This window comes from Emticicia soli (genome assembly GCF_037860775.1).
Lineage (GTDB): Bacteria > Bacteroidota > Bacteroidia > Cytophagales > Spirosomataceae > Emticicia > Emticicia soli.
The window spans coordinates 70,508-94,301 of sequence record NZ_JBBEWC010000009.1 but is presented as its reverse complement, the minus strand read 5'-3'; the positions used below and the strand labels follow the sequence as shown (position 1 = coordinate 94,301).

Genomic DNA, 23,794 nt, shown 5'->3' with positions numbered 1-23,794 from the left:
AACCCCTACAATAATTTTCCAATTACTTAAAATGGCAAATCATCGCCTCCGTTTCCGGCCATTTCAATTGGTGGTGGGGTTGGCACAGGGGCAGGTTTGGGCGCGTAGCCTGTATTACTGCTGCCATACGACGAAGCCGAATCGTTATCTTCAACTGCATTGTTTGCTCTACCTCCTACCAATTGCATAGAAGTACCTCTTATTTTTTGCGTATATCTTTCCTGCCCATTCTGGTCAGTCCATTTTTCTGTTCTGATTTTGCCTTCAACATAGGCCATATCCCCTTTTTTCAGGTATTGCTCAGCAATGTTTGCTAAGTTTTCCCAAAGTTCAATACGATGCCACTCTGTTTGTTCTACTTTTTCTCCGTTTCTGTTTGTATAGTTTTCTGAAGTAGCGATGCTAAAGTTCACAACTTTACCACCACTCGGAAGTGTGCGGACCTCGGGGTCTGACCCCAATCTTCCTAAAATAATAACTTTATTTACGCCTGCCATTTTTCTTGGATTGTTTGAAATATTGACACTTTGATTAGAAACAAATTTACAAAGAAAAAATTGGATTTTTATTAAAAATTTATCATTTATTTTGGGTTTTAAGGGCTTTTTATCGCGCTTTTGTAAGCCACACTGAACCTTTCTCTATTTTTATAAAAATAGAGAAAAAGCCCCTGCTCAACTCGCTAAAAATAGCGTTTTTTTTTATTCAGAATTTCACCCTAAAGAAGCAAACTCAGCATGATGTTTCTTTAAATACTTCTCAATCAGAATGGGCTTGGGCAAGTCTTCTACTTCTTGCCATGTATAAAACTCATAATCTAGCGGCAAAGGCAAGCTAGCGGTTTCATTTAAAACCACATGCCAGAACTTGGCCTCTATGGTCTGGTGTGTAAGCACGTGTTTATACACTGCCGATTCGCTTTTAATAGTAGCAATCGGCAAAACTTCTTGCAAAAAATCATTATCTGTTTCTTCGAGCCGCAGCAATTCATCTTTGGTTTCTACCAGATAAAAATCATAGAGCCCCTCCCATATATCTTTTGGCCCTCTTTTAGCCATCAGTAGCTTACTGTTTTGCTCAATAACGAAGTAGTCAAAATAGCGTTTCTTAACTTTCACTTTCTTCGACTTTACAGGTAATACCGCCTGCTTGCCTTTAGCGTTCGCTTCGCAATCATAATGAAACAGGCAAAACATACAACCCGGGTTAGCCGGTGTACAATAAGTAGCCCCAAACTCCATAATAGCCTGATTGTGGGTTCCTGGAGAATTAGAAGAAATAAGTTCATTCGCCAATTCGCTGAATACCTTTTTGGCCTCGTGGCTTGCAATATCGGTTTCTACGCCAAATACTCTTGCTAACACTCTATAAACATTACCATCAACAACAGCTACTTTCTCGTCAAAAGCAAAAGAGGCAATGGCTGCCGCTGTATAAGGGCCTATCCCTTTTAGTTTTACCAATTCGGCATAAGTACCGGGAAACTCCCCGTTTAGCTCATCAGCAATGATTTTGGCTGTCTGGTGCATATTTCTTGCCCTTGAATAATACCCCAGCCCTTGCCATAGGCGTAGCACATCTTTTTCGTCAGCATTAGCCAAATCAACAACAGTAGCATACTTCTCAACAAATTTCTCGTAGTATGGCAAGCCCTGCACTACCCGGGTTTGCTGTAGAATCACCTCCGACAACCAAATCATGTAAGGGTCTTTGGTATTTCGCCAGGGCAAATCTCTTTTATTCCGATGATACCAGTTCTGAAGTACTTCGGAAAACGTTTGTCTTTCCAATTTTTATCGAAGTTTTCTTAATATTCTCTTATTTTTTCTTTTCCAAAAACATCAAATTACCATAAAAAAACACATAACTAGCTAATTACTAAGCGATTATGCAAAAAAATATTAAATTCTGTTTGGCAAAATATGTGTAAATCCTATATCTTTGCAAACCCAAAATAAAACCAAAGAGTTTTGAGTATGTTGAATTAATAAACCTGAGTACTTCTTAGTTAGTTTTTTACGTCCTTTCAATTCAATATTTATCTTGGTAAAAATAAATAACATAACTAAAAAAACGTTACGATCGTGACTAAAGCAGAAGTAATTTCAGCTATTGCCGACAAAACTGGCGTGGACAAGGCAAGTGTATCATCTACACTTGAGGCATTTTTCAACACTGTAAAAGACACATTAGCCCAAGGCGATGCTGTCTATGTAAGAGGTTTCGGAAGTTTTGTAAACAAAAGAAGAGCTGCTAAAAAAGCTCGTAACATTTCTGCTAAAACTACGGTAACCGTTCCTGCTCATTCTGTTCCTGGCTTTAAACCAGCCAAAGAATTTACGGAACAGGTAAAAGCAAACGTAAAATAATTTTAGTGCCCTTATGGGTAAAATTGCTCAATCATGGATAGCTTTGCGCTATCCATGATTAAAAAAACATTTATGAAACGACATTCTTTAATATTAATAGTAATAGCTATAGCCCTTACGGGCTTTCTTTATTATCGCCCCAAAGTAGTTGTAAAAAACGAAGCAAAGGCAAACCGTGATAAAGTAGCTGATAACAAGGGAAAAGCAGAAGAGCACCATGAAGGTGATGGACACGACCACAGCGGAGATATTACAACACAAGCACCGAAGCTCTCGGCTGAAGAGCAAAAACAAATAGACGCACTGAAACAAAAATTAGCTACTGCCAAAGACAAGATACCCGTGTATAACGAAATCGCAGAAGCTTTTGCTAAAGCTAACCAGTTTGATAGCGCGGCCTCGTACATAGAAAAAATTGCAGTGGCACAACCTACTACAGAACACTGGCTAAGAGCCGGAGATGCTTATTACCAAGCATATAATCTAGCTCTAAAACCCGAAAACGTAGAAAGCCTGGCAGGTAAAACCCGTGCAGCTTACAACAAAGTATTAGAAAAAAGCCCGAGGCAATTACAAGCCAAAACCAATTTGGCTATGACTTATGTACAGACTGACTCGCCGATGCAGGCAATTATGATGCTGAGAGAGGTATTGAACGAAGAACCTAACTTTGAGCCTGCTCTGATGCAAATGGGTGTATTGTCAATGCAATCAAACCAATATGCCAAAGCTGCTGACCGTTTCAGACAGGTACTAAGACTAAACCCTGCCAATGTAAATGCACAGTTTGGCCTTGGTTATAGTTTAATTGAATTAGGTGAAAAAGAACAGGCAAAAAAAATATTGCTAGACCTGAAACCAAAAGTTAAAGAGCCGACTTTATTAGAAGAACTCAACAAGACTTTGGAGAGTATAAAATAATTCATTATCTTTGCGGTTCGATAAAAACACCCTCATTTACAAATGAGGGCATATATATAAGAACTTTTTTTATTAAAATACCCTTAGGGGTTTATAATCAGTTACAAATATGCCTTGCGGAAAGAAAAGAAAAAGACACAAGATGTCAACGCACAAAAGAAAGAAACGTCTTAGAAAAAATCGTCATAAGAAAAAATAATCTTTCTTAAACTTTGATAGTCATAAGTTCTGACTTTTGCCCCTTATGACTATCAATTTCCATCAATTTAGCCAAAACAATATCTAACCTTTTGATTCTATCTCAGTTTTGAGTAACGAATTATATATCAGTACCACACAGAAAGGTGATAGAATAGCCCTAGTCCAAGACAAACGGTTGATCGAGTATCACTTTGATGAGACGGAACATCAGTTTTCCGTCGGAGATATCTATTTGGGTGTAGTCAAGAAAGTTGTACAAGGCAACAATGCTGCCTTTGTAGACGTAGGCTACGACAAAGACGGATTTCTGCACTACAACGAAATCATTTCTTATAACTCTCTCAGTAAGTTTGTTAAAGACGTTATTGCTAAGCGTCCGGTTAATCTTCGTTTAAAAGGTTTTCAGTTAGAAAAAGATATAGATAAATTAGGTAAGATAAACGACGTTGTTACCAAGAATACCCCTATTCTGGTGCAAGTTGTAAAAGAACCTATTTCTACCAAAGGTCCTCGTTTGTCGTGCGATATTTCTATTGCAGGGCGTAATATTGTATTGGTACCGTTTGGTAACTCTGTGAATATCTCTAAGAAAATAACCAATAAACAAGAGCGCCAACGTTTACATAAATTAGTTTCTTCTATCAAGCCCGAAAACTTTGGTGTTATTGTAAGAACAGTAGCAGAAAGCAAAGATTTAGATGAGTTAAGAAGAGATATTGATTTTTGTGTAGAGAAATGGGAATCGGGTATGAAAACCCTACGTGATGCCAAGCCTCGTGACCGCATCATTAGCGAGATGGACAGAGCCTCTTCGATTCTGAGAGATATGTTGAACGATGATTTCGACAATATCTATGTAGATTCAAAAGAAAACTTTGATGGTGTTAAGAGCTTTTTACATACGATTGCTCCTGATAAAGAGAAGATTTTAAAACTCCATACGGGCAAAAACAAGCTTTTTGAACAGTATGGTATAGAAAAACAAATCAAATCGCTTTTTGGGCGTTCGGTTAGTTTGTCAGGTGGTGGTTATCTGATTATTGAGCACACAGAAGCACTCCATGTAATTGATGTCAACAGTGGCAACAAATCTACTCAAGAGGGCGATCAGGAATCAACAGCTCTGACGGTTAACTTAGAAGCAGCCAAAGAAATTGCACGCCAGTTGCGCATGCGTGATATGGGCGGTATTATAGTAGTCGATTTCATTGATATGAAGAAAAACGAGAACCGTCGTTTGATTCAGGAAGCAATGAAAGAAGAAATGAAAGGCGATAGGTCTAAATACACCATTCTGCCTATTTCAAAATTCGGTCTGCTACAAATTACCCGCCAGCGTGTACGCCCCGAAATGAATATCGTAACCCGTGAAACCTGCCCTACTTGCGGTGGCACCGGAACGATACAGGCGAGCATTGTAATTACCGATTTGATTGAAAATAACCTCGATTATATTCTCTCAAAACAAAATGAAAGTGGTATAAGTATCATTCTTCATCCGTTTGTATATGCCTATTACCGTGAGGGAATTATCTCTAAACAAATGAGATGGTTCTTGAAGTATCGTACATGGGTAAAACTAACAAAAGATTCTTCTATTGGTATCACCGAATTCCATTTCCTGAATAAACACGGAGATGAAATTGAGATAACCTAATAGCTTCTTTCGTATAATTTCTCGGCTTTTATGTAGCATTCAGATTGCTTGCAAGGGATTTTAGGTCTAACTTGCCGGGAAATTATGCCTTAACCATGAACAGAAGAGACTTTATTCAAAAAAACACATTGGCGGGGCTTGCCGTTGTTGCAGCTCATGCCGGCGCTGATGCCCACACTAGTACTACTACTGAAGATACCCGAATTTACTGGGCAAAACTCCTCTACAAAATTGCAGAACCTGTATTAAAAAACCTGAGTGATAGCACCTTACAAAAAAACTGGCAGGTAGAATATAGCCCTATCTGGGACAACCGCAATGCAAAAGTAGCATTTCTGGAAGGCTTTGCCCGTACCATGACAGGTGTTGCCCCTTGGCTGGCATTACCTGACGATAATACCGAAGAAGGCAAGCTACGCAAACAGCTACGAAACTATGCTATCAAAAGCATTCAGAATAGTGTTGACCCAGCAAACCCTGATTATATGCTCTGGCGAAAAGAGGGGCAAACATTGGTTGATGCGGCTTTTCTGGCTCAGAGTTTTCTGAAAGCACCTGATGCACTATGGAAACCACTAGACGAAGCCACTAAAAAACGGGTAGCAGAAGAGTTCAGGCTATTGCGCAGAGTTGTGCCGCCCAACAATAACTGGCTTTTGTTTGCTGCCATTGTAGAAGTATTTCTATTATCGATTGGTGAAGAGGCCGACCGTTTCAGAATTGAATTTGGCCTTAGAAAAATTGAAGACTGGTATGTAGGCGATGGTTGGTTTAAAGACGGAGAGGTCTTCCACATGGATTATTACAATTCGTTTGTCATTCATTCGATGATAGTTGATGTGCTGGATACAATGATTAAAGTGCAACAGAGACAATCGCCGGATAAGAAAAACCAGAATTTAGAAGACCAATACACCAAAGCCGTAAAAAGAATGCAACGCCAGGCCGATTTTCTGGAACGTCTGATTTCGCCAGAAGGCAGCTTCCCTCCTTTTGGGCGTAGTATCACTTATCGTTTGGGGGCTTTCCAGGCTTTGGCACATACTGCACTTTTAGGCCAACTACCTGAGGGAGTCAGCCCTGCACAGGTAAGATGTGCGCTTACCGCTGTAGCAAAACGTATGTTTGGGCAAGAAGGTGTCTTCGATAAAGCAGGTTGGTTAAGTTTAGGTTTTGCGGGTCATCAACCCAATATTGCTGATTCTTACTCAAATGCCGGAAGTATGTACCTTACAACACTTGGCTTTTTACCTTTGGGCTTACCAGCCACCGACCCATTCTGGTCTGATGCTGATGCAGAATGGACACAACAAAAGGCTTGGTCGGGCAAACCATTTAAGAAAGATAAGGCTGTAAGTTATTAGGAGTTTAATTATCTCTGACTCTGACAGCAAATGCCTCGGCAGGATTTTTTACCAGTATTTGCTCAAAATCAGCATCGGTAAAGCCTTTTTGTTTAAGCAGAGGCATTAATTCTTTGAAGATATTGGTATAACCTACAAAATCTCCCCCATTGGGTTCATCGGGTTTGTACCAACCCGCATCATGCGAAATCAGCAAGCGGTTCAATGCACCGTTCGATTTCATTAAATCTATAGAGTCGGCATAGGTCTGGAAACTCCCCCAACCTATGCCATCTAAACTTACCCAAGTTCCCATTCGGGCCGCTCTGGTATATTCAGCTTTATTATTTTCAGCTTGGGCATGCACCCATACAAATGCAGATGGGCTAACGCCTATGCTTTTTAGTATTTTTATTTCTTCGAATGCAATGTTGCCGGGTCCTGTGTGTGAACAAATAGTAAGCCCCGTAGCCAAATGGGTAATTCCTGCTGCTTTTACTAGCTTCTGATGCAGTGCTGATAAGGTTTTGCCACCGTCTACGCTTATTTTTATGAATCCGGGCTTAACACTTGTACCATCAATCCCGTTCCTGAATTCTTTAATCCATCTGTCGGCCAGTTGCTCGGCAGTTTCGGTAAATGCCCATTGCGGCAAATATTTGTTATTTACTGCTCCGTAATAGCCAGTATTCGTAACTATTTGCAAGCCACTTCGCTCAGCTATTAATTTTAAAAGCTCTACATCTTTACCCAAAAAGCTAGGGGTACAATCAAAAACTGTTTGTATCCCTAAGGCTTTTACTTCTGCCAGGTACGGTAATACTTTAGCTATCACTTTTTCTTTATCCCAACGGTTCAGGTTCGTTTTATCAGCGCCTATAAAATCTACCAGAAAATGCTCATGGATTAAAGTCTTACCCATTTCTGTGGTATCTATCCAGCCATTAATCGTCATTACCTGTGATTTTTTCAATGTACAAGCCGTAAGACCAATACCTGCCAATAAAAATGAACGTCGGGAGATTTGCATGGGTATTTAGTAATTGAGTGAATTAATGATTTAGTGATTATTGTCTGAACTTTGCCGGAGCGGCGTACCGGCAAAGTTCAGACAATATAATCTCTAGTTAAAAAGTACTTCATCTATAAAGAACCAACCCGGTTTGCCTTTGTCTGAGTGCCATTTGGGTAATTTTGGTAAAGGTTTTACTATTAGCTTTATCACTTTATAGGAACCTTGCTTAATAGATACATTTATGCCCAGATTAGCATTATCCTGCATCTTTTCCGGTTGTTCTGGCATTACCTTTTGCAATTTCTTTAAATCTGCTTCGCTATTGCCACCCCAAACTTCTACTTCGGCAGGCGGCATAATATGCGAGCCTATTTTTTGCAGATAGCTGATAGTAATGGTAGTAAGCGGCACAGGCTTTTTGAATTCAATCAAGCTCACAAAATCTTTGTTCTGGTAACCCAACCATGCGGCATCCTGATGGTTATCGATAGGGCCTTTCTTTAAATCTATCAGGTTTTTTGCTCCTTTACCTGTGTATCTCGGATTAGGCTCTGAAAGCAAAATAGCTGTATCAGCACTGAAACTTGATTTGAAGAAAGTATAATCGATTCTTCCGCTGGCACGCCAGCCATCTTTGGTTGCCATTGCCTTAATGCGTGTATAATTATCTACTACCAGCGGTTTATCATAAATTGTCTGTGTAGTAGAATCAGGATTCTGGCCATCTAAAGTGTAATGAATCTGTACGTTTTTAAGCGTATGCTTCAATTCTATTGCTGTATTCTTTTTCAAAATAAACTCTTCATTTACCAGAATAGGCGGGTTAAGTTTCAAAATCTCATTCGGGTCTTCTCTGTATCCACCATTTATGGTTACTCTTGGGAATTGTTTTGAAAGCGCTTGTATAGCCACCGAATCAAGCGAGGTATTCCATACAAAAACCTCTGTCAGTGCCGGAAGTATTAATAATTTTTGTAGTTTATCCTTACTTATTTTTGTACCCGAAAGCGCAACCGAATTCAATAATTTGCATTGCGCAAGTTGGTCTAGCGTATTACCTGTAATATCAGTCTGATTCAGATTGAGTTTTTCAAGGTTCGGGAATTTCGCTATTAAGGCAATATCTTCATCTTTCACAGGCATTTTAGCCAAGCTCAATTCTACCAATTGTTCCTTTACCTTCGATAAATTCTCTAAAGATTTACGGTCGAATTTACGGCTTACAAAAAATTCAGCTTCCAAGGCAGGCGAGCCATTAGCCAAAGGTGCAACCACGCAAAAAGGCGTATTTACTTCTGCCAATGTGCTTTCAGAGGCTTCGGCAAAGCTATAAGTCTTTTCTGTGCTCTTACTGCCTGCTATTTTAAACGCTAAAGCCTTAGCCTTTGATAATGGCACATAATCTTTTACTGTCTTCTTCATGTCGGCTCCTTCCTTAATCCAGGCTGTCAGCAAGGCAACTTCTTCAACCGTTAGTTGTTCTTTACCTTTTGGCGGCATGTGTTCTTTTTGTTCTAAAGGCAAGTACACTCTTTGCAACAAAAGACTGTTGAGCGTATCACCCGCTTTCCATAAAGCCCCATGTTTCCCACCTTTCAGAATTTTCTGAATACTACTCATGTTGAGTTCGCCTTTTACTTTCTGGTCGTTATGACAACTAAAGCATTTCTTTTCCAGAATCGGTTGAATTGCTGCCTGATACATACTGCTATCTTGCGAAAAGCCTTGTATATCCTTCTTCTTTTCAAATGCTTCAAACACATAATTTTCGCCATGTGTGATAGCTGCGCCAAAATGCCCGGCCAATATGAAAAGTATCAAACCACCAACCGATGCCAGTTGAAGCATCTTTGTTTTTTGCGCCAGTTCTTCATGAAACCATGTAAGCGCATAGGTAAACAAACTTACTCCTACGCCCGTCCATTTGTGCCATTGTAGTAGATTAGCATCATAGCCCCCCTCTCTCGATAAAAAGAAACCCATCAGTGCAGCAATACATGAGCTAAGGGCTGTTATTATCAATATGAGTTTTAGAAGAAATGCATAGCTTTTAGTTTCAACTTCTTTTTTGAATAATAAGAGTAACACCAATACCACCGCAAACCCGATAGGCAAATGCAATAGCATTGGGTGTAGCCTACCAAAAGGGCTAACCCAAACTGGAATTCTTACTTTGGCTTCGAAAATGAGTAAGAAAACCAATAGAATATTGAATACAAGTAAAAGATACGAGCAAACTTTAAAAAAGCGATTCATTGATATGTTTAGGGTGCAATAGGTGGTTTGAGAAACGAAGCAAGGCTATGCTATAATGCCGGGCACCAGCTTACCTGCTACGTCAGTCAGTCTGTATCTTCTACCTAGGTGTTTATAGGTTAATTGTTCATGATTTAAGCCCATCAGGTGCATAACTGTGGCGTGGAAATCGTTGATATGCACAGGGTCTTTGATGATATTGTAACCAAATTCGTCGGTTTCGCCATAAACAATGCCGGGCTTCACGCCACCACCTGCCATCCAGATTGTGTACGCTCTTGGGTGATGGTCTCTACCGTAATTATCTTTGGTAAAAGTACCCTGGCAATAGTTTGTTCTTCCAAACTCGCCGCCCCATATTACCAGTGTTTCGTCTAATAAGCCTCTTTGTTTTAAATCCATAATCAAAGCAGCCGACGAGCGGTCTACGTCTTCGGCTTGCAATGGCATTTCGTTAGGCAGATTACCGTGTTGGTCCCAACCCTGATGATATAGTTGTACAAAGCGTACGCCTGATTCTGATAGTTTGCGAGCCAATAATACATTGGCGGCATAAGTGCCCGGCACCAAACATTCAGGGCCGTACATTTTTACAATATGGTCGGGTTCTTTCGAAAGGTCTGTTAATTCAGGCACAGCCGTTTGCATACGGTAGGCCATTTCGTATTGTTGTACTTTGGCTTGCACTTCGGGGTCGCCGTTTGTTTCAAAACCCAGATGGTTCAGTTCTGCCAGTTTATCCAGCATTCGGCGGCGAGAATCTTTGTCTATGCCATCTGTATCTTTCAGATAAAGAATCGGGTCTTCGCCACTACTGAATACCACACCTTGATGCGTTGAGTCCAGAAAACCATTTGTCCAGAGTTTAGAATAAACGCCTTGCCCATTGCCACGTCCACGAGAAAGCAAAACACAGAAAGCAGGTAGGTTCTTGTTTTCACTACCCAAACCATAGCTCATCCATGCACCCATACTGGGGCGATTGCCCACCTGTGCACCGGTTTGTATAAAAGTCAGCGCAGGGTCGTGGTTGATGGCCTCGGTATTCATTGTTTTAATAATACAGAGTTCATCAACAATCTTGGCCATATTCGGAAACATATCGCTTACCCAAGCGCCCGATTGACCGTATTGTTTAAAATCGAAATAAGAGCCAATCAAGGGGAACTTAGTCTGGCTGGCAGTCATGCCCGTTAATCTTTGTCCGCCTCTGATAGATTCAGGCAGGTCTTCACCTGCCATTTTATTAAGCAATGGTTTATAGTCGAATGTTTCTAGCTGCGAAGGAGCACCATTCTGGAACAGATAAATAACTCGCTTGGCTTTAGGGGCAAAATGCGGCAAACCCAAAGGCAATTGCGCAAGGCTTTCTTCTCCGCCTGTGAACAAATTAGGCACCAATAGCGAACCTAACGCCATACTACCTAAACCTACGGCCGATTTGCTCAGAAAATGGCGGCGGGTGATATTCAATCTGTTTTTAAAAAACTCGTTTTCCATCAGAAAAATCTATGATAAGTGGATGAACATCAGAGAGGTAGCCTACACTCTCATAATGGCCTCTTCCATGTTGTATAACATCTGTATTGTTTGCATTAAGGCTGCCGCCGAAGCTTTGTCTTTTACTGACTCATGCTTGTATTCGCCCAAATTCAGAAGCCGTTCGGCTCTTTTGGAATCTTTCTTTAGAAGGCCCACTTCATGCTCGAAATACTGCTTAATAACAGACATTTCTTTTTCTTTAGGCATTCGGCAAAGTACCTTTCTGAACGCCTTTTGGAGTTTCTCATCAATAGAGCTTTTTTCAAGGCTCAGATTCTCGGCCAGTACTCTTGCGCCTTCCATCATTTGTGGGTCGTTCATCATTACAAGCGCTTGCAAAGGCGTATTGGTGCGTACCCGTTGCACCTCGCATTGGTCACGGTTGCTGGCATCAAAAATAAGCATGGTAGGTGGCGGCACAGTGCGCTTGATAAACACATACATACCCCTACGATAAAGGTCTGACTCATGGTCTTGAACATATCTCGACAAACTACCTCTGCCCGATGTAGCCACTTCCCATAGCCCTTTTGGTTGATAAGGCTTAATACTTGGCCCACCTATTTCATCGTTCAGAATTCCGCTGCTTGACAATACATAATCACGAACATTTTCAGCAGGTAAGCGTATCCGTGACGTTCTTGCCAGAAATATATTTTCAGGGTCGGTTTTGAGGTGCTTATCTGTAATAACCGACGATTGCCTGTAAGTAGCCGACATAACTATCTGTTTCACCAGTCGCTTCACATTCCAGCCTTTTTCTTTAAAATCTACAGCCAGCCAGTCAAGCAATTCAGGGTGTGAGGGCAATTCGCCCTGCATACCAAAGTCGCCTAAGGTCTTAACAATGCCTCTGCCAAAAAACTGCGCCCACAATCTATTGACATACACTCTTGCCGTAAGCGGATTTTTATTGTCTAGCATCCATTTCACTAAACCTAGGCGGCCTTTGCCATATCGGGTAGTATCATAGGCCAGAATACTCTTGGGTAAGCCAAATGTTACTGAGTCGCCGTGTGCATCGTAATTACCTCTTTCCAGTAGATAAGTAGTACGCACTTTTGAAGTATCTTTCATCACCATTACCATCACTCTGGCTGTATCTTTCTTATTGATGAAATTCAATAAAGATTTCACATCGGCATCGGTAATAGCCATATTTGGTGGGTCGGCAAACGAAGCATCGATCGTTCCGAAAAGACCTTTTTCGGGCACCTGATTGAAAAATGCAAAAGTGCTGTAATAGTCTTTCTGCGATATAGGGTCATACTTATGGTCGTGGCATTTGGCACATTCAAATGTGAGCGCCAGAAACGATTTACCAAAGGTATTGGTACGGTCAGTAACGTATTCTACTCTGTATTCTTCATCTATTACCCCACCCTCTTGCGTAATTTTATGATTACGGTTAAAACCTGTAGCCAGTAGCATTTCTTTCGACGGCGACCCACTCCCATCAGGATTAGGCAATAAATCACCTGCCAATTGCCAACTTAAAAACTTATCGTACGGATAATTCTGGTTATAGGCATGAATCACCCAATCTCGCCAGGGCCACATCGTGCGCAAACCATCATCCTGATAACCGTGTGAATCGGCATAGCGGGCTACATCAAGCCAATAAGTAGCCATTTTTTCGCCGTAATGCTTATTTTTCAATAGTTCATCTACTACTTTTTCATAGGCATTTGGCGAATCATCTTTCAGGAAACGCTCCTGCATTTCAACACTTGGGGGCAATCCGGTTAAGTCAAGACTTACACGTTTCAACAATTGTTCTTTATCAGCTTCTTTGTTGGGTTTAAGCCCTTTTTCTTCCATTTTATGGTAAACAAAATTATCGATTTCATTTACTACCCAGTCTTCATCGGCTTTCGGGATATTGGTTTTCTTTGGTTCAATAAACGCCCAGTGAGCTTTGTATTTTGCGCCTTGTTTTATCCATTTTTCAATCAGTGCTATTTCGTGCTGAGTCAGTTTAAGATTAGACTCTACAGGAGGCATTATTTGGGTAGAATCTTTGGTAGTGATTCTCAGGAAAACCTCTGATAAATCAGGATTACCCGCTACAATTGCATGAGCTTTAGGATTATCTTTTAAAGCAGCATAAGCTCCTTCGGGCGTATCTAAGCGCAGATTGGCTTCTCTCTTATTAGCGTCGGGGCCGTGGCATTTAAAACAACGGTCAGACAGTATGGGGCGGATATGAAAATTATAGTCTACTTCGTCAGGCATGGCCGAGGTTTCAGCCGAAGCGCTCGTACAATTCCAGACAATAGAAGCTATGCTTACCGTAATAAGGCTAAGTATAAAAAAGTATTTAATTTTTACGGTTAAAGTTTTCATTATAGGGTATTTGAATAGTTTGCCTAAGAAACAAAATTAGTATTTTTTCGAGAAAAAATAAAACATTTTTAAAGATTATTAAAATATTTTAAAAATTCAATTCACACAAACTTGTCTAGACCAGTTTCTAACAAATTTATGTAAAAAAATGTAGAATTTTATACTAGCAGCAATGCTAAAAGTGAGAATAAATCACTCGAATACATGCAGAAGTAAAACTTAAAGAAGGTGAGTATTTAGCAAGTACCTATGCAAATACAATTGGCAAGCCTGATAATAAGACTTTTGAAGAGCTTATAACCATGAGTTTCGTGGTCGTTGTAAGTAAGTTTTAAAATTAGCTAATAGTTTTTTCCTCAGCCAGATATTGGTTTCGTCAACTTTTATATGGAGCATAGAACCATCATCTGAAATTATTCTGACAGCACTCCATGGAATAAGCATGGGCGGATGCCCGATTCTAAACAATGGGTTGGTTGCAAAAAACAACCCGTTGTTCGAAAACCCGACTGTGAGCGTATAATTATAATTTGATAGACCAAACTTGCCTGATTCACCAGTTAACTTCTGGTCAAGCGGAGTATCTTTTGCTGTTTCGTATTTTCTTGCTAAACCCTGCCAGCCTCCTATTGCTGCAATCAAGAAGCCAATACCACCCCACATACCTATAAAAAATACAGGAAAAACAATAACAATGGCTATGGTGAGTAATGTCTGTGAATTATCCATTTTGAGTCTGTTTTATCATTAATGTGAATTAACAGCTATTTATGATTTTAATCTGCACTGCTTTCTAAATTTTTTCTTTTTAATTTAAAGTAATTTGGAGGCGCTAGCATTTCATACCTTATTAGGTATTAAGCCATTGCATATACCTAACATACTATTTTATCAGATTTTAAGGGGTTTTATTGTAAAATTCATATATTTGTTTTAAAATTCATTGCTTTCCTATAAAATTAAAAGATGTCTAGTAATACATTTCGCAAAAAACAGCCGCCGAAGAATACGCCACGTACTCCTTCGAAAGGCCCAAGTAGCAGCGGAACTCAGGGAACTCAAAAGCCTATTGAGTTCAATGTGAGTACAGACAGCTACCTATTAGCGTTTGGTATCTTTCTACTAATTCTGTCAGTTATTCTTCTTGTATCGTTTTTGTCGCACCTCATGGTAGGCGATGCCGACCAGGATATTGTTCAACGTACTTTTAGTGCTGCCCTTGAGCAAACCGACCGCAAGCCTAGCAACATGATGGGTCTGATGGGTGCCTATATCTCACATTATTTTATTTTCGAATGGTTTGGTATAGCTGCCTTCGGCTGGTTACCTGTTATTTTCTGGTCAGGCTATCGATTGGTTTTCAAAAGAGATTTATTGCCCCAAAGCCTTAACCGCTTTACGCTGGCAACTATTTTCTATATTTTCTGGGCGAGTATTTTTGTAGGTTATTTCGTGTTATTGTTTGAGCTTCCAGCAGGTGTCTTCTGCGGAGGTATCGGGTATTCGGTCAATAAGTTTTTGTATCATGCCATAGGTTCTGGAGGTATTTTAATCATTTTACTGGCATTGGCGGCATGGGTTATTTTCTTTCATGGCTATACCAATATCGACGACTGGTTTCTGGCTAAATACTTTAACCGCCCGCCAAAAGAAGATGTATCTACCGAGCGTATCCGTAATGCGGTACAGGTTGACTTAGAGGATATAGATAATGGTTTCAGAGAACCAGTAAGGCGTACAGAACCTGTTCAGAATGACTATAACCAGGCTCAGTACGAAGAAGAAATTGAAGTACCAAAACCATTTGACGAAAAACCATTTATTGAGAAACCAATCCCGGCTCCGGTTAATAATACTGCCGTTAAACTTGAAGTAGAAAAACCAGAGCCTGTCAGAACTATTACGCCTAGCGAGCCAGTTAAAGCTCCGACTTTTATCATTGAAGATACCCGAAACAATGATACAGCAGAGGAAGACTTTGAAGGAGACCTTGACGATGATGATGTAAACGAAAAAGTACTGAAAGACTTTGGTTTATACGACCCTACGCTCGACCTCGATAATTATCAATATCCGCCTATTACTTTATTGAGCGAATACAGCAATGCCGGTGGCAAGGTAACCGAAGAAGAGCTTGAGGCCAATAAAAACAAAATTGTAGAAACGATGCGAAACTTCCAGATTGGGATTTCGAGCATTAAAGCTACTATTGGGCCAACTGTAACACTATACGAAATTGTACCCGATGCAGGTATCAGAATCTCTAAAATCAAGAATCTTGAAGATGACATTGCCCTGAATCTTGCGGCTTTGGGTATTCGTATTATTGCCCCAATGCCAGGAAAAGGTACTGTGGGTATTGAAGTGCCGAACAAAAATCGTGAAATGGTTACGATGAAATCGGTTATTTCGAACGAGAAATTCCAGAAAAGCAGCTTTGAGTTGCCTATTATTTTAGGGAAGACCATCTCGAACGAAGCCTATATTACCGACTTAGCCAAAATGCCTCACTTATTGATGGCGGGGGCTACGGGTCAGGGTAAATCGGTTGGTTTGAACGTTATCCTTACATCTCTGCTTTACAAAAAACACCCTTCGCAAATAAAATTTGTGCTAGTTGACCCTAAAAAGGTAGAGCTTACGCTATATAACAAAATTGAGCGCCATTTTCTGGCCATGTTGCCAAACTCAGAAGAGGCTATTATTACCGATACCAAGAAAGTAATCTATACACTTAACTCGCTTTGTATCGAAATGGATAGTCGCTACAACTTGTTGAAAGATGCGGGTGTACGTAATATTCGTGAGTACAATGCGAAGTTCGTTCAGCGACGACTAAACCCTGAAAAAGGGCATAAATATCTGCCTTATATTGTACTGGTAATAGATGAGTTGGCCGATTTGATGATGACAGCCGGCAAAGAGGTAGAGCAACCAATTGCCCGTTTGGCGCAGCTTGCCCGTGCCATTGGTATCCATTTAATTGTAGCAACCCAGCGTCCATCGGTAAACGTTATTACAGGTCTTATTAAGGCCAACTTCCCTGCTCGTTTGTCGTTTAAAGTTACTTCTAAAATCGACTCACGCACCATTTTAGATACGGGCGGCTCTGAGCAATTGGTAGGTAATGGAGATATGTTGCTTTCGATGGGCTCTGATATGGTTCGTTTGCAATGCCCGTTTGTTGATACGCCAGAGGTTGAAGAAATCTGTGAATTTATTGGTAGCCAGAGAGCTTATGAGTCTGCTTATATGTTGCCAGAATTTTATGGAGACGAAGAAAGCGAAACGCTTGATTTTGACCCATCAGAGCTTGACCCAATGTTTGAAGAAGCTGCACGCCTGCTGGTTACTCACCAACAAGGTAGCACTTCGCTGATTCAAAGAAAAATGAAACTAGGCTATAACAGAGCCGGAAGAATAATCGACCAGCTTGAAGGAGCCGGAATTGTAGGGCCATTTGAGGGCAGCAAAGCACGCGAAGTGCTAGTGAAAGACCTTACTCAATTAGAAGAAACCTTACGTAGTTTGAGATAATATTAATCCTTGGTACAGTTTTTTTGTCTAAGCTTAAAATAAAAATCCCGAATTAACACTTTATAAATTGATGAAGAAACTATTTTTAACAATCACTAACCTACTAATAGTTTGTAGTTTAGTATATGCACAAAAAGACCAGAAAGCTACTGCTATTCTGGATGAAATGAGTAAGAAATACCAGAATATGAAGTCGTTTAACGCTTCATTTACCTACGGTACCGAAGGCAATAACGCTAAACTGACCGATAGCTATACAGGCGATGTAATAGTAAAAGGAGCTAAGTTTCGTTTAAAAATGGCAGGTCAGGATATATTTACCGATGGTAAAGACCTTTATACCTACGTAAAAGAAACCAACGAAATAAACATTACGGAGTTTGACCCAAGCATGCAAGAAGAGCTTTCTCCTAGTAGAATTTATAATATCTACAAAAAAGGCTACAAATATGTGTTTGTAGAAGAAGCCAAAGAAGCAGGACAGACTTACGAAGTGGTTGAACTTACGCCTGAAGACAAATCAAGTAAAATTTCGAAATTACAGATAAAGGTCGATAAAAAAGACAAATCGGTGAAATCGTGGAAAGTATGGGACAAAAGCGGCAAACGTACGGTTTTCAGAATCAACAAGTTTGTAGCAAATGCCCCAGCCGACGATAAACTTTTTGCATTTGACAAAAAACTGTATCCCGGCGCAGAGGTAGTTGACCTACGATAAGATGATATACTAACATATACTAGCACCCCGATATTCAAAGCATCGGGGTGTTTTATTTTAACCTGTTTCATTTCTTAACTTTTGTCAATGCAGGGTAAAAACGCATAAGGTACTTTTGTGCTCATAATCTTTTTAATTCAATGAGTACAAATACAACAAGTTCTAATATCCGTCAGGCTGCTATTACAGTAGGTATCTCTTCTGTTATCATGTTTTTTGGTGCTATGATTGCTGAGTTTTATGCACGGCAAAATCTTATTGTTGCCAATAATGCCGATGTAACCGCACTCAATATCATCAACCACACTGGCTCTTTCAAAATAGGTATTCTAGGCTTTATTATAGTGCTTATATGCGATGTGCTGGTAAGTTGGGCGCTTTATATTTTTCTTAACCCTATCAATAAAAATATTTCATTACTTGCCGCTCTGTTTAGGCTGGTTTATACAGCTATTTTTGGCGTAGTATTATTGAACCTGATAACAGGTTTTCGTTTGCTCACCGAAACAAGATATGCTGTTGGTGCCATAAATATTCAGGCCCTTTTATTGTTCAATTCCTTTGATGACGGCTGGGCTGTGGGTTTACTTTTCTTTGGTATTCATCTGTTACTTTTGGGCTACCTGATTCTCAACTCAAGCTTTATTCCGAAACTCATAGGAATTTTACTGTTGCTGGCATCTTTAGCTTATATGACAGATAATCTGGCCAAACTCCTGTTGAATGATTATGCAAGCTATAAAAATATATTGACGCTATTCGTAGCGATTCCATCAATTCTCGGTGAAGTAGGTTTTGCTATATGGCTTTTGGTAAAAGGCAGAAAATTGAGAGATGCTATTTCTTAAGACTTATTCGTTTTCTGATTCGACTCAATGATTCGGGTTTGATACCCAGATAACTGGCTATCTGGTGTTGAGGGGCACGTTGTAGTAAATCAGGGCGATTTTTTAATAGAAGCTCATAACGTTCTTCGGGAGACGAGGCAATAAAAGTAGCAAAACTCTCTTGTGTTTTGCCAAAGTCTTGTTCCATGAGTTCTCTTGTAATAAGAGCGAGCTTAGGAAATTTCTTATACATTTCTTGCTCTCTGTCAAGATACCCCACCATAGCAACAGTATCTTCTACGCAAGACCAATAATGCGTGGCCGGAATTTGCTGGCTAGCACTGCTGAACGATGCTACGGCCTGTTCTTCAGTAAAAAAGGCCGTAGTTTTTTCTTCGCCATCGGTAAGATGATATTGCCTTATACAACCTTGCAGAATAAAATAGCACTTTGTAGCTATTTCCCCTTCATGCAATAGTATTGTACCCTTTTTAAAAGTTTGCACTATCAGATTATCAGCAATATCTTTTACCTCTTGCTCAGTGAGCGAACCGAATTTACTTAGATATTTAAGTAGTATTTCATGCATTTGCAAATAAGCAAAAAGAGTCTTTTCCTTGTAAAAGGCAAGCGAGACAAACTTAAAATTTGTCCCGCTCCGAAATATTATTTACACCCTCTCAAAAATAGTAGCAATACCCATACCGCCACCAATACACAAACTCACCAAGCCTACCGATTTATTGGCTCTTTCCATTTCGTCAATTAATGTTGATGAAAGAATAGCCCCCGTAGCACCCAGCGGATGCCCTAGTGCAATGGCTCCTCCGTTTACATTAAGCTTGCTATGGTCGGCACCTAGTTGGTCCATAAATAGCATTGGTATAGCAGCAAAGGCTTCGTTAACTTCAAACAAATCTATATCGCTTAAGCTCATTCCGGCTTTTTTCAATACTTTTTGTGTTGCAGGCACAGGGCCAGTCAGCATAATAGTAGGGTCTGAACCTACTATAGCAAAAGCCTTGATTTTGGCACGTGGCTTCAAGCTCAGTTTTTGTCCTGTTTCTTTATTACCAATCAACACCGCTCCTGCTCCATCACTAATCTGTGATGAATTTCCGGCATGATGCACATGGTTAATGCCAGTAAGGGTATTATATTTTAGCAAAGCCAAAGCATCAAGCCCCATGCTACCTATCATCTCAAAAGCAGGCTTTAACTTGCTTAAGGATTCTACTGTGGTGTCTGGTCGTATGCCTTCGTCCCGGTCTAATACTGTTAATCCTATTTCATCTTTTACGGCTACTATCGATTTATAATAAGCATTCTTTTGTGCTTCTACTGCTCTACGTACCGACTCAGCCGCAAAAGTATCTACATCGGTTCTTGAGTAGCCATATTTGGTAGCAATCAAGTCGGCCGAAATACCTTGTGGCACAAGGCTATGCTGTGCTATCAGTTGTGGATTCATCATTAATGCTCCACCATCAGAACCCATAGGCACGCGCGACATAGACTCAACCCCACCTGCAACCAGTAAATCTACCTGTCCCGACATTACATAAGCCGCCGCCATATTGATAGCCTCTAAACCCGACGAGCAGAAACGATTTACCTGTACCCCTGCTACAGTTTCGGCATAGCCCGAATCTAACACCGCTGCACGGGCAATATCACCTCCTTGCTCACCAATCGGTGACACACAGCCCACAATTATATCGTCTATATAGCTGGTATCTAAATTGTTACGCTCTTTTAGTGCTTTTAAAACCGTTGAAAGTAGTTTTATAGGCTGAATATCGTGCAGAGCACCATCTGACTTGCCACGCCCCCGGGGAGTTCTGATGGCATCGTATATATATGCTTCCATGAGAAATAGTATATGTTTAATAGGATTGGTATGCAAGCATACCTCTTTTGACAAAACTAAGAAATAGTTTAGTTTGATGCAAGCATAGAAAATATTACCTTTGCTTAGGTGCTATTATCTTCTTTTCCTCTCACATGATTTCCTTATTTCGTAACGCTTTCGGTGGCCTTTCACGACAGGTATGGCTATTGGCAATAGTGATGTTTATCAACCGTAGCGGCACGATGGTGATTGCTTTCCTGACGGTTTATCTTACTCAAAAACTCCATTTCAGTGTACAAGAAGCCGGAGTAGTAATGACCTTCTTTGGTGTAGGTTCTATTTTTGGTACATGGATGGGAGGCAAACTAACCGATAAAATAGGGTATTACCCGGTGCAATTCTGGAGTTTGTTTCTGGGAGGACTTATGTTTATTGTAATGGTTCATACGCATAGTTTTTACCCTCTGTGTGTTTGCGCATTTTTGCTTAGTGCTTTTGGTGAAGCATATCGACCTGCTAATTCTGCCTCAATTGCTGATTTTAGTACTCCCGAAACCTTTACACGTTCTGTTTCGCTCATCCGATTAGCTATTAATATTGGCTGGTCTATCGGGCCAGCTATTGGTGGGTTTCTGGCAGCACGAGATTATGAGCTTTTGTTCTGGGCTGATGGTTTTACAAATATGGGTGCCGGAATACTGGTATGGACATTTTTGAGAAGCACAAAGAAGAAAAAAGAATCAACCGAACATGTACTGGTAGTTGATAAAAAAGACTCCGCTTTACGAGACCGCACTTATATGATATTTATTGTACTGGCTTCTTTGTATGCCATTGCGTTTTCGCAGTTGTTTACAATCGGGCCACTTTTTTATAAACAAGCCTGTAAATTATCCGAAATTCAGATTGGTTATTTACTAGGCTTGAATGGATTAATAGTAGCGTTGTTTGAAATGATTTTTATTTATAAAATCGAAGGCAAATTCCAGCGCTTGTCGCTTATCAGTTTCGGCGCTTTTCTGGTAATTCCCAATTATGTTATTTTCTTGCTTACCCACAATTATATCTGGCTTATTGTAGGTATTTTATTTGCTACATTTTCAGAAATGTTTGCTATGCCTTTCATGAACGCTGTAAGCATTGAAAGAGCAAAACCACATAACAGAGGACAATATTCGGCACTTTATGCCATGAGCTGGTCAGTTGCTCAGATTTCAGCACCTTTAATAGGCACACAAACCATTGCTTTATTTGGCTTCGATGCCCTTTGGTATATACTAGGTTCTCTGGGCTTTATAGCCACTATAGGATTTGGAGCTTTAAGCAAAAAAATGACATAAAGCCCCTGCTTCCTTATGTTCAGTACAGAATAGGGTTCAGTTTCCCATCGGCGATACTTCCTACCGGCTTGCTGTCAAGCCATGTCTGCCAATCTGCTACACGATATTCGTTGGTAGGTTCAATAATTCTTATGTCTTTATCCATATAAATCATGGTCATTACCTTCCGGGCTTTACCCGATTTATTGGCTCCTGCCCGGTGGTAGGTCCAGCCTGCATGATAACTCACTTCGCCTAATTCAAAAGGCGTATCGTTCATATTGAACTGTTTCAGAGTTTCAGCCAGTAAAGATTCCGAGTCGTCTGATATTTCTTTATCTCGCCCAATTTCTACATTCTGGCTTTTTTCGGCAAATGCCAGAGGCCCCATCTCCATAGGTGTAGCTTGTAGCGGAATCCAGACCGTGATAGTATTAGGGTTTGACAAAGGCCAGTAAAACTGGTCGGCATGCCAGGGTGTAATGCCTCCCGTTGGTTCTTTATAGAGTGCTTGGTCATGATAGAGTCTCACACCTGAGACTCCCATCAATTCTGTAGCAATACGAGCCAGCCGTTTCGAAAACACAAACTCTTTTACCTCTTCATTTTCTTGCCACATATTCATGATTTGCAAAAAAGCTTTTTCATACGTTGTGCGCTCTTCCATCGGTTTTGTGAGCCTGTTGAGTTTAAAAACCCAATCGGTTATTATCTCGCCATAGTATGCCAGTACTTCGGGCGAAAGCACATTTTTGAGTTTTACATAGCCATTTTCTCTATAAAAAGCGATGGCTTCGGCTGACAAATGAAAAGGTTCATCGAGTTGATTTAAAAATGCGATTTTCTCTGATTGAGTAGACATTGTTTTATGTTAAGGTTGAATAGAGACCACAAAGTACGATAGATTTTTTCTTAGAAAAATATTTATTATTTTCATTTTTATGTATTATTTTAACGTAAAAATATCAAACATAACCCTATATATGTTAATTCGTGTATATTTTCATAGAAATAGATACACGTTTTGGCTTATTAAGCATTCAATGAAAGCCTTTTTTGAAAAAATATTAGCCGACGAAGGCTCTTCTTTTCTGACCCGATACATTGCTTTACCTCGGTTTGATGCACCTCTGCATTATCATCCCGAATATGAACTGACTCTTATCATAAAAGGGCAAGGCAGGAGATTTGTAGGCGACCACGTAGGTAATTTTGAAGCTGGAGATTTAGTTTTATTAGGGTCAAACCTGCCTCATTTCTGGCGGAGTGATACCTTTAGCAAAAACAATGAAGAACTTCATGAAGCCATAGTTATTCAGTTTTCTACCTGTTTTGTAACTAATGTACTGAATAAACTACCGGAATGTCGGTCTGTTGTTTCGCTTCTGAATGCTTCTAAAGGAGGCATCAGGTTTTCAGAAAAGCTCGCGCCTTATATATGGGAGGTATTTGAAAACGAAGGGGTAAGCCGTTTGCTAGCATTCATAAAAGCACTGGAACAATTAGCAATAAGTGAAAATCAAGAATTACTGGCAAGTGAAGGTTTTAACATTAAGCCTGATGAAACAGAGAATGAGCGTATGAGAAAAATACTGGAATTTACGCTGGAGAATTACAAAGAAGATATTTCGCTTGAAACCATTGCCGAAATCGCCAATCTGACAGTGCCTTCGTTTTGCCGTTATTTTAAATCACGCACCCGCAAAACCTATATTTATTTTCTGAACGAAATACGCCTGAGTAATGCCCGTAAAATGCTGATTGATAACCAGCTAGATATAAGCCAGATAAGTATTGAATGTGGTTTCCAGAATTTATCACATTTCCATCGGATTTTCAAAAACCAAACCGGTGTTACGCCAATGGCTTATCGCCGAGGATTTGGGTAATC

General features: G+C 40.1%; 19 protein-coding genes. 9 read left to right on the top strand and 10 right to left on the bottom strand.

Annotation, left to right across the window (positions count from 1 at the left end; genetic code table 11):
- Window positions 1-26: 26 nt before the first annotated feature.
- Both WAE64_RS15790 and mutY read right to left on the bottom strand, forming a co-directional pair.
- On the bottom strand, window positions 27-497 hold the full coding sequence (locus WAE64_RS15790) for a single-stranded DNA-binding protein (RefSeq protein ID WP_340238072.1): 471 nt from the start codon (window positions 495-497) through the stop codon (window positions 27-29).
- A gap of 216 nt (window positions 498-713) precedes the next feature.
- The gene (gene mutY / locus WAE64_RS15785) at window positions 714-1,790 is read right to left on the bottom strand and encodes an A/G-specific adenine glycosylase (protein ID WP_340238071.1); all 1,077 of its coding nucleotides are present in this window, start codon (window positions 1,788-1,790) and stop codon (window positions 714-716) included.
- A 294-nt stretch (window positions 1,791-2,084) separates the two neighbouring features.
- Between mutY and WAE64_RS15780 the strand changes: the two genes are divergently transcribed.
- From WAE64_RS15780 to WAE64_RS15765, 4 genes are all read left to right on the top strand, one after another.
- Complete coding sequence (locus tag WAE64_RS15780) at window positions 2,085-2,369, top strand: HU family DNA-binding protein (protein ID WP_101728035.1); 285 nt, start codon at window positions 2,085-2,087, stop codon at window positions 2,367-2,369.
- A 72-nt stretch (window positions 2,370-2,441) separates the two neighbouring features.
- A complete protein-coding gene (locus tag WAE64_RS15775) occupies window positions 2,442-3,290 on the top strand; it encodes a tetratricopeptide repeat protein (protein WP_340238069.1) in 849 nt (282 codons plus the stop codon).
- 307 nt (window positions 3,291-3,597) lie between these two features.
- Window positions 3,598-5,148, top strand: coding sequence for an Rne/Rng family ribonuclease (locus tag WAE64_RS15770; protein WP_340238068.1), 1,551 nt, complete (start codon window positions 3,598-3,600; stop codon window positions 5,146-5,148).
- Window positions 5,149-5,243: 95 nt separating this feature from the next.
- Complete coding sequence (locus WAE64_RS15765; RefSeq protein ID WP_340238067.1) at window positions 5,244-6,512, top strand: DUF2264 domain-containing protein; 1,269 nt, start codon at window positions 5,244-5,246, stop codon at window positions 6,510-6,512.
- A 4-nt stretch (window positions 6,513-6,516) separates the two neighbouring features.
- Here the strand turns inward: WAE64_RS15765 and WAE64_RS15760 are convergent, their stop codons facing one another.
- The 5 genes from WAE64_RS15760 to WAE64_RS15740 all read right to left on the bottom strand — a co-directional run bounded on the left by WAE64_RS15760 (window position 6,517) and on the right by WAE64_RS15740 (window position 14,379).
- On the bottom strand, window positions 6,517-7,521 hold the full coding sequence (locus tag WAE64_RS15760) for a phosphotriesterase family protein (RefSeq protein WP_340238066.1): 1,005 nt from the start codon (window positions 7,519-7,521) through the stop codon (window positions 6,517-6,519).
- Between the two features lie 93 nt (window positions 7,522-7,614).
- Entirely contained in the window at window positions 7,615-9,762 is a 2,148-nt protein-coding gene (locus tag WAE64_RS15755; protein ID WP_340238064.1) for a chitobiase/beta-hexosaminidase C-terminal domain-containing protein, read from the bottom strand.
- A gap of 45 nt (window positions 9,763-9,807) precedes the next feature.
- Window positions 9,808-11,262, bottom strand: coding sequence for a DUF1501 domain-containing protein (locus tag WAE64_RS15750; protein WP_340238062.1), 1,455 nt, complete (start codon window positions 11,260-11,262; stop codon window positions 9,808-9,810).
- Window positions 11,263-11,304: 42 nt separating this feature from the next.
- Complete coding sequence (locus WAE64_RS15745) at window positions 11,305-13,650, bottom strand: PSD1 and planctomycete cytochrome C domain-containing protein (protein WP_340238061.1); 2,346 nt, start codon at window positions 13,648-13,650, stop codon at window positions 11,305-11,307.
- 294 nt (window positions 13,651-13,944) lie between these two features.
- Window positions 13,945-14,379, bottom strand: a complete 435-nt coding sequence (locus WAE64_RS15740; RefSeq protein ID WP_340238060.1) for a hypothetical protein — start codon at window positions 14,377-14,379, stop codon at window positions 13,945-13,947.
- A gap of 237 nt (window positions 14,380-14,616) precedes the next feature.
- Here WAE64_RS15740 and WAE64_RS15735 point away from each other — a divergent pair, with 237 nt between their 5' ends.
- The 3 genes from WAE64_RS15735 (at window position 14,617) to WAE64_RS15725 (ending at window position 18,753) form a co-directional block, all read left to right on the top strand.
- Window positions 14,617-17,187: an FtsK/SpoIIIE family DNA translocase gene (locus tag WAE64_RS15735; protein WP_340238058.1), complete on the top strand. Its 2,571-nt coding sequence runs from the start codon at window positions 14,617-14,619 to the stop codon at window positions 17,185-17,187.
- A 70-nt stretch (window positions 17,188-17,257) separates the two neighbouring features.
- Window positions 17,258-17,905 (top strand): outer membrane lipoprotein periplasmic chaperone LolA1, encoded by a 648-nt coding sequence (lolA1, locus tag WAE64_RS15730; protein ID WP_340238057.1) that lies wholly within the window; start codon window positions 17,258-17,260, stop codon window positions 17,903-17,905.
- Between the two features lie 140 nt (window positions 17,906-18,045).
- Window positions 18,046-18,753 carry a DUF4386 domain-containing protein gene (locus WAE64_RS15725; protein ID WP_340238056.1) on the top strand — a complete coding sequence of 236 codons (708 nt, stop codon included), beginning with the start codon at window positions 18,046-18,048 and terminating at the stop codon, window positions 18,751-18,753.
- Here WAE64_RS15725 and WAE64_RS15720 read toward each other — a convergent pair.
- Both WAE64_RS15720 and WAE64_RS15715 read right to left on the bottom strand, forming a co-directional pair.
- Window positions 18,743-19,321: a Crp/Fnr family transcriptional regulator gene (locus WAE64_RS15720; protein WP_340238054.1), complete on the bottom strand. Its 579-nt coding sequence runs from the start codon at window positions 19,319-19,321 to the stop codon at window positions 18,743-18,745. The genes WAE64_RS15725 and WAE64_RS15720 overlap by 11 nt on opposite strands.
- Window positions 19,322-19,402: 81 nt before the next feature.
- Complete coding sequence (locus tag WAE64_RS15715) at window positions 19,403-20,602, bottom strand: acetyl-CoA C-acetyltransferase (RefSeq protein ID WP_340238053.1); 1,200 nt, start codon at window positions 20,600-20,602, stop codon at window positions 19,403-19,405.
- Window positions 20,603-20,736: 134 nt separating this feature from the next.
- On the opposite strand from WAE64_RS15715, the gene WAE64_RS15710 reads away from it, so the two are divergent.
- Complete coding sequence (locus tag WAE64_RS15710) at window positions 20,737-21,924, top strand: MDR family MFS transporter (protein WP_340238052.1); 1,188 nt, start codon at window positions 20,737-20,739, stop codon at window positions 21,922-21,924.
- A 19-nt stretch (window positions 21,925-21,943) separates the two neighbouring features.
- Here the strand turns inward: WAE64_RS15710 and WAE64_RS15705 are convergent, their stop codons facing one another.
- Window positions 21,944-22,765, bottom strand: coding sequence for a phytanoyl-CoA dioxygenase family protein (locus WAE64_RS15705; protein WP_340238051.1), 822 nt, complete (start codon window positions 22,763-22,765; stop codon window positions 21,944-21,946).
- Between the two features lie 181 nt (window positions 22,766-22,946).
- Here WAE64_RS15705 and WAE64_RS15700 point away from each other — a divergent pair, with 181 nt between their 5' ends.
- Window positions 22,947-23,792: a helix-turn-helix domain-containing protein gene (locus WAE64_RS15700; RefSeq protein WP_340238049.1), complete on the top strand. Its 846-nt coding sequence runs from the start codon at window positions 22,947-22,949 to the stop codon at window positions 23,790-23,792.
- Window positions 23,793-23,794 lie beyond the last annotated feature (2 nt).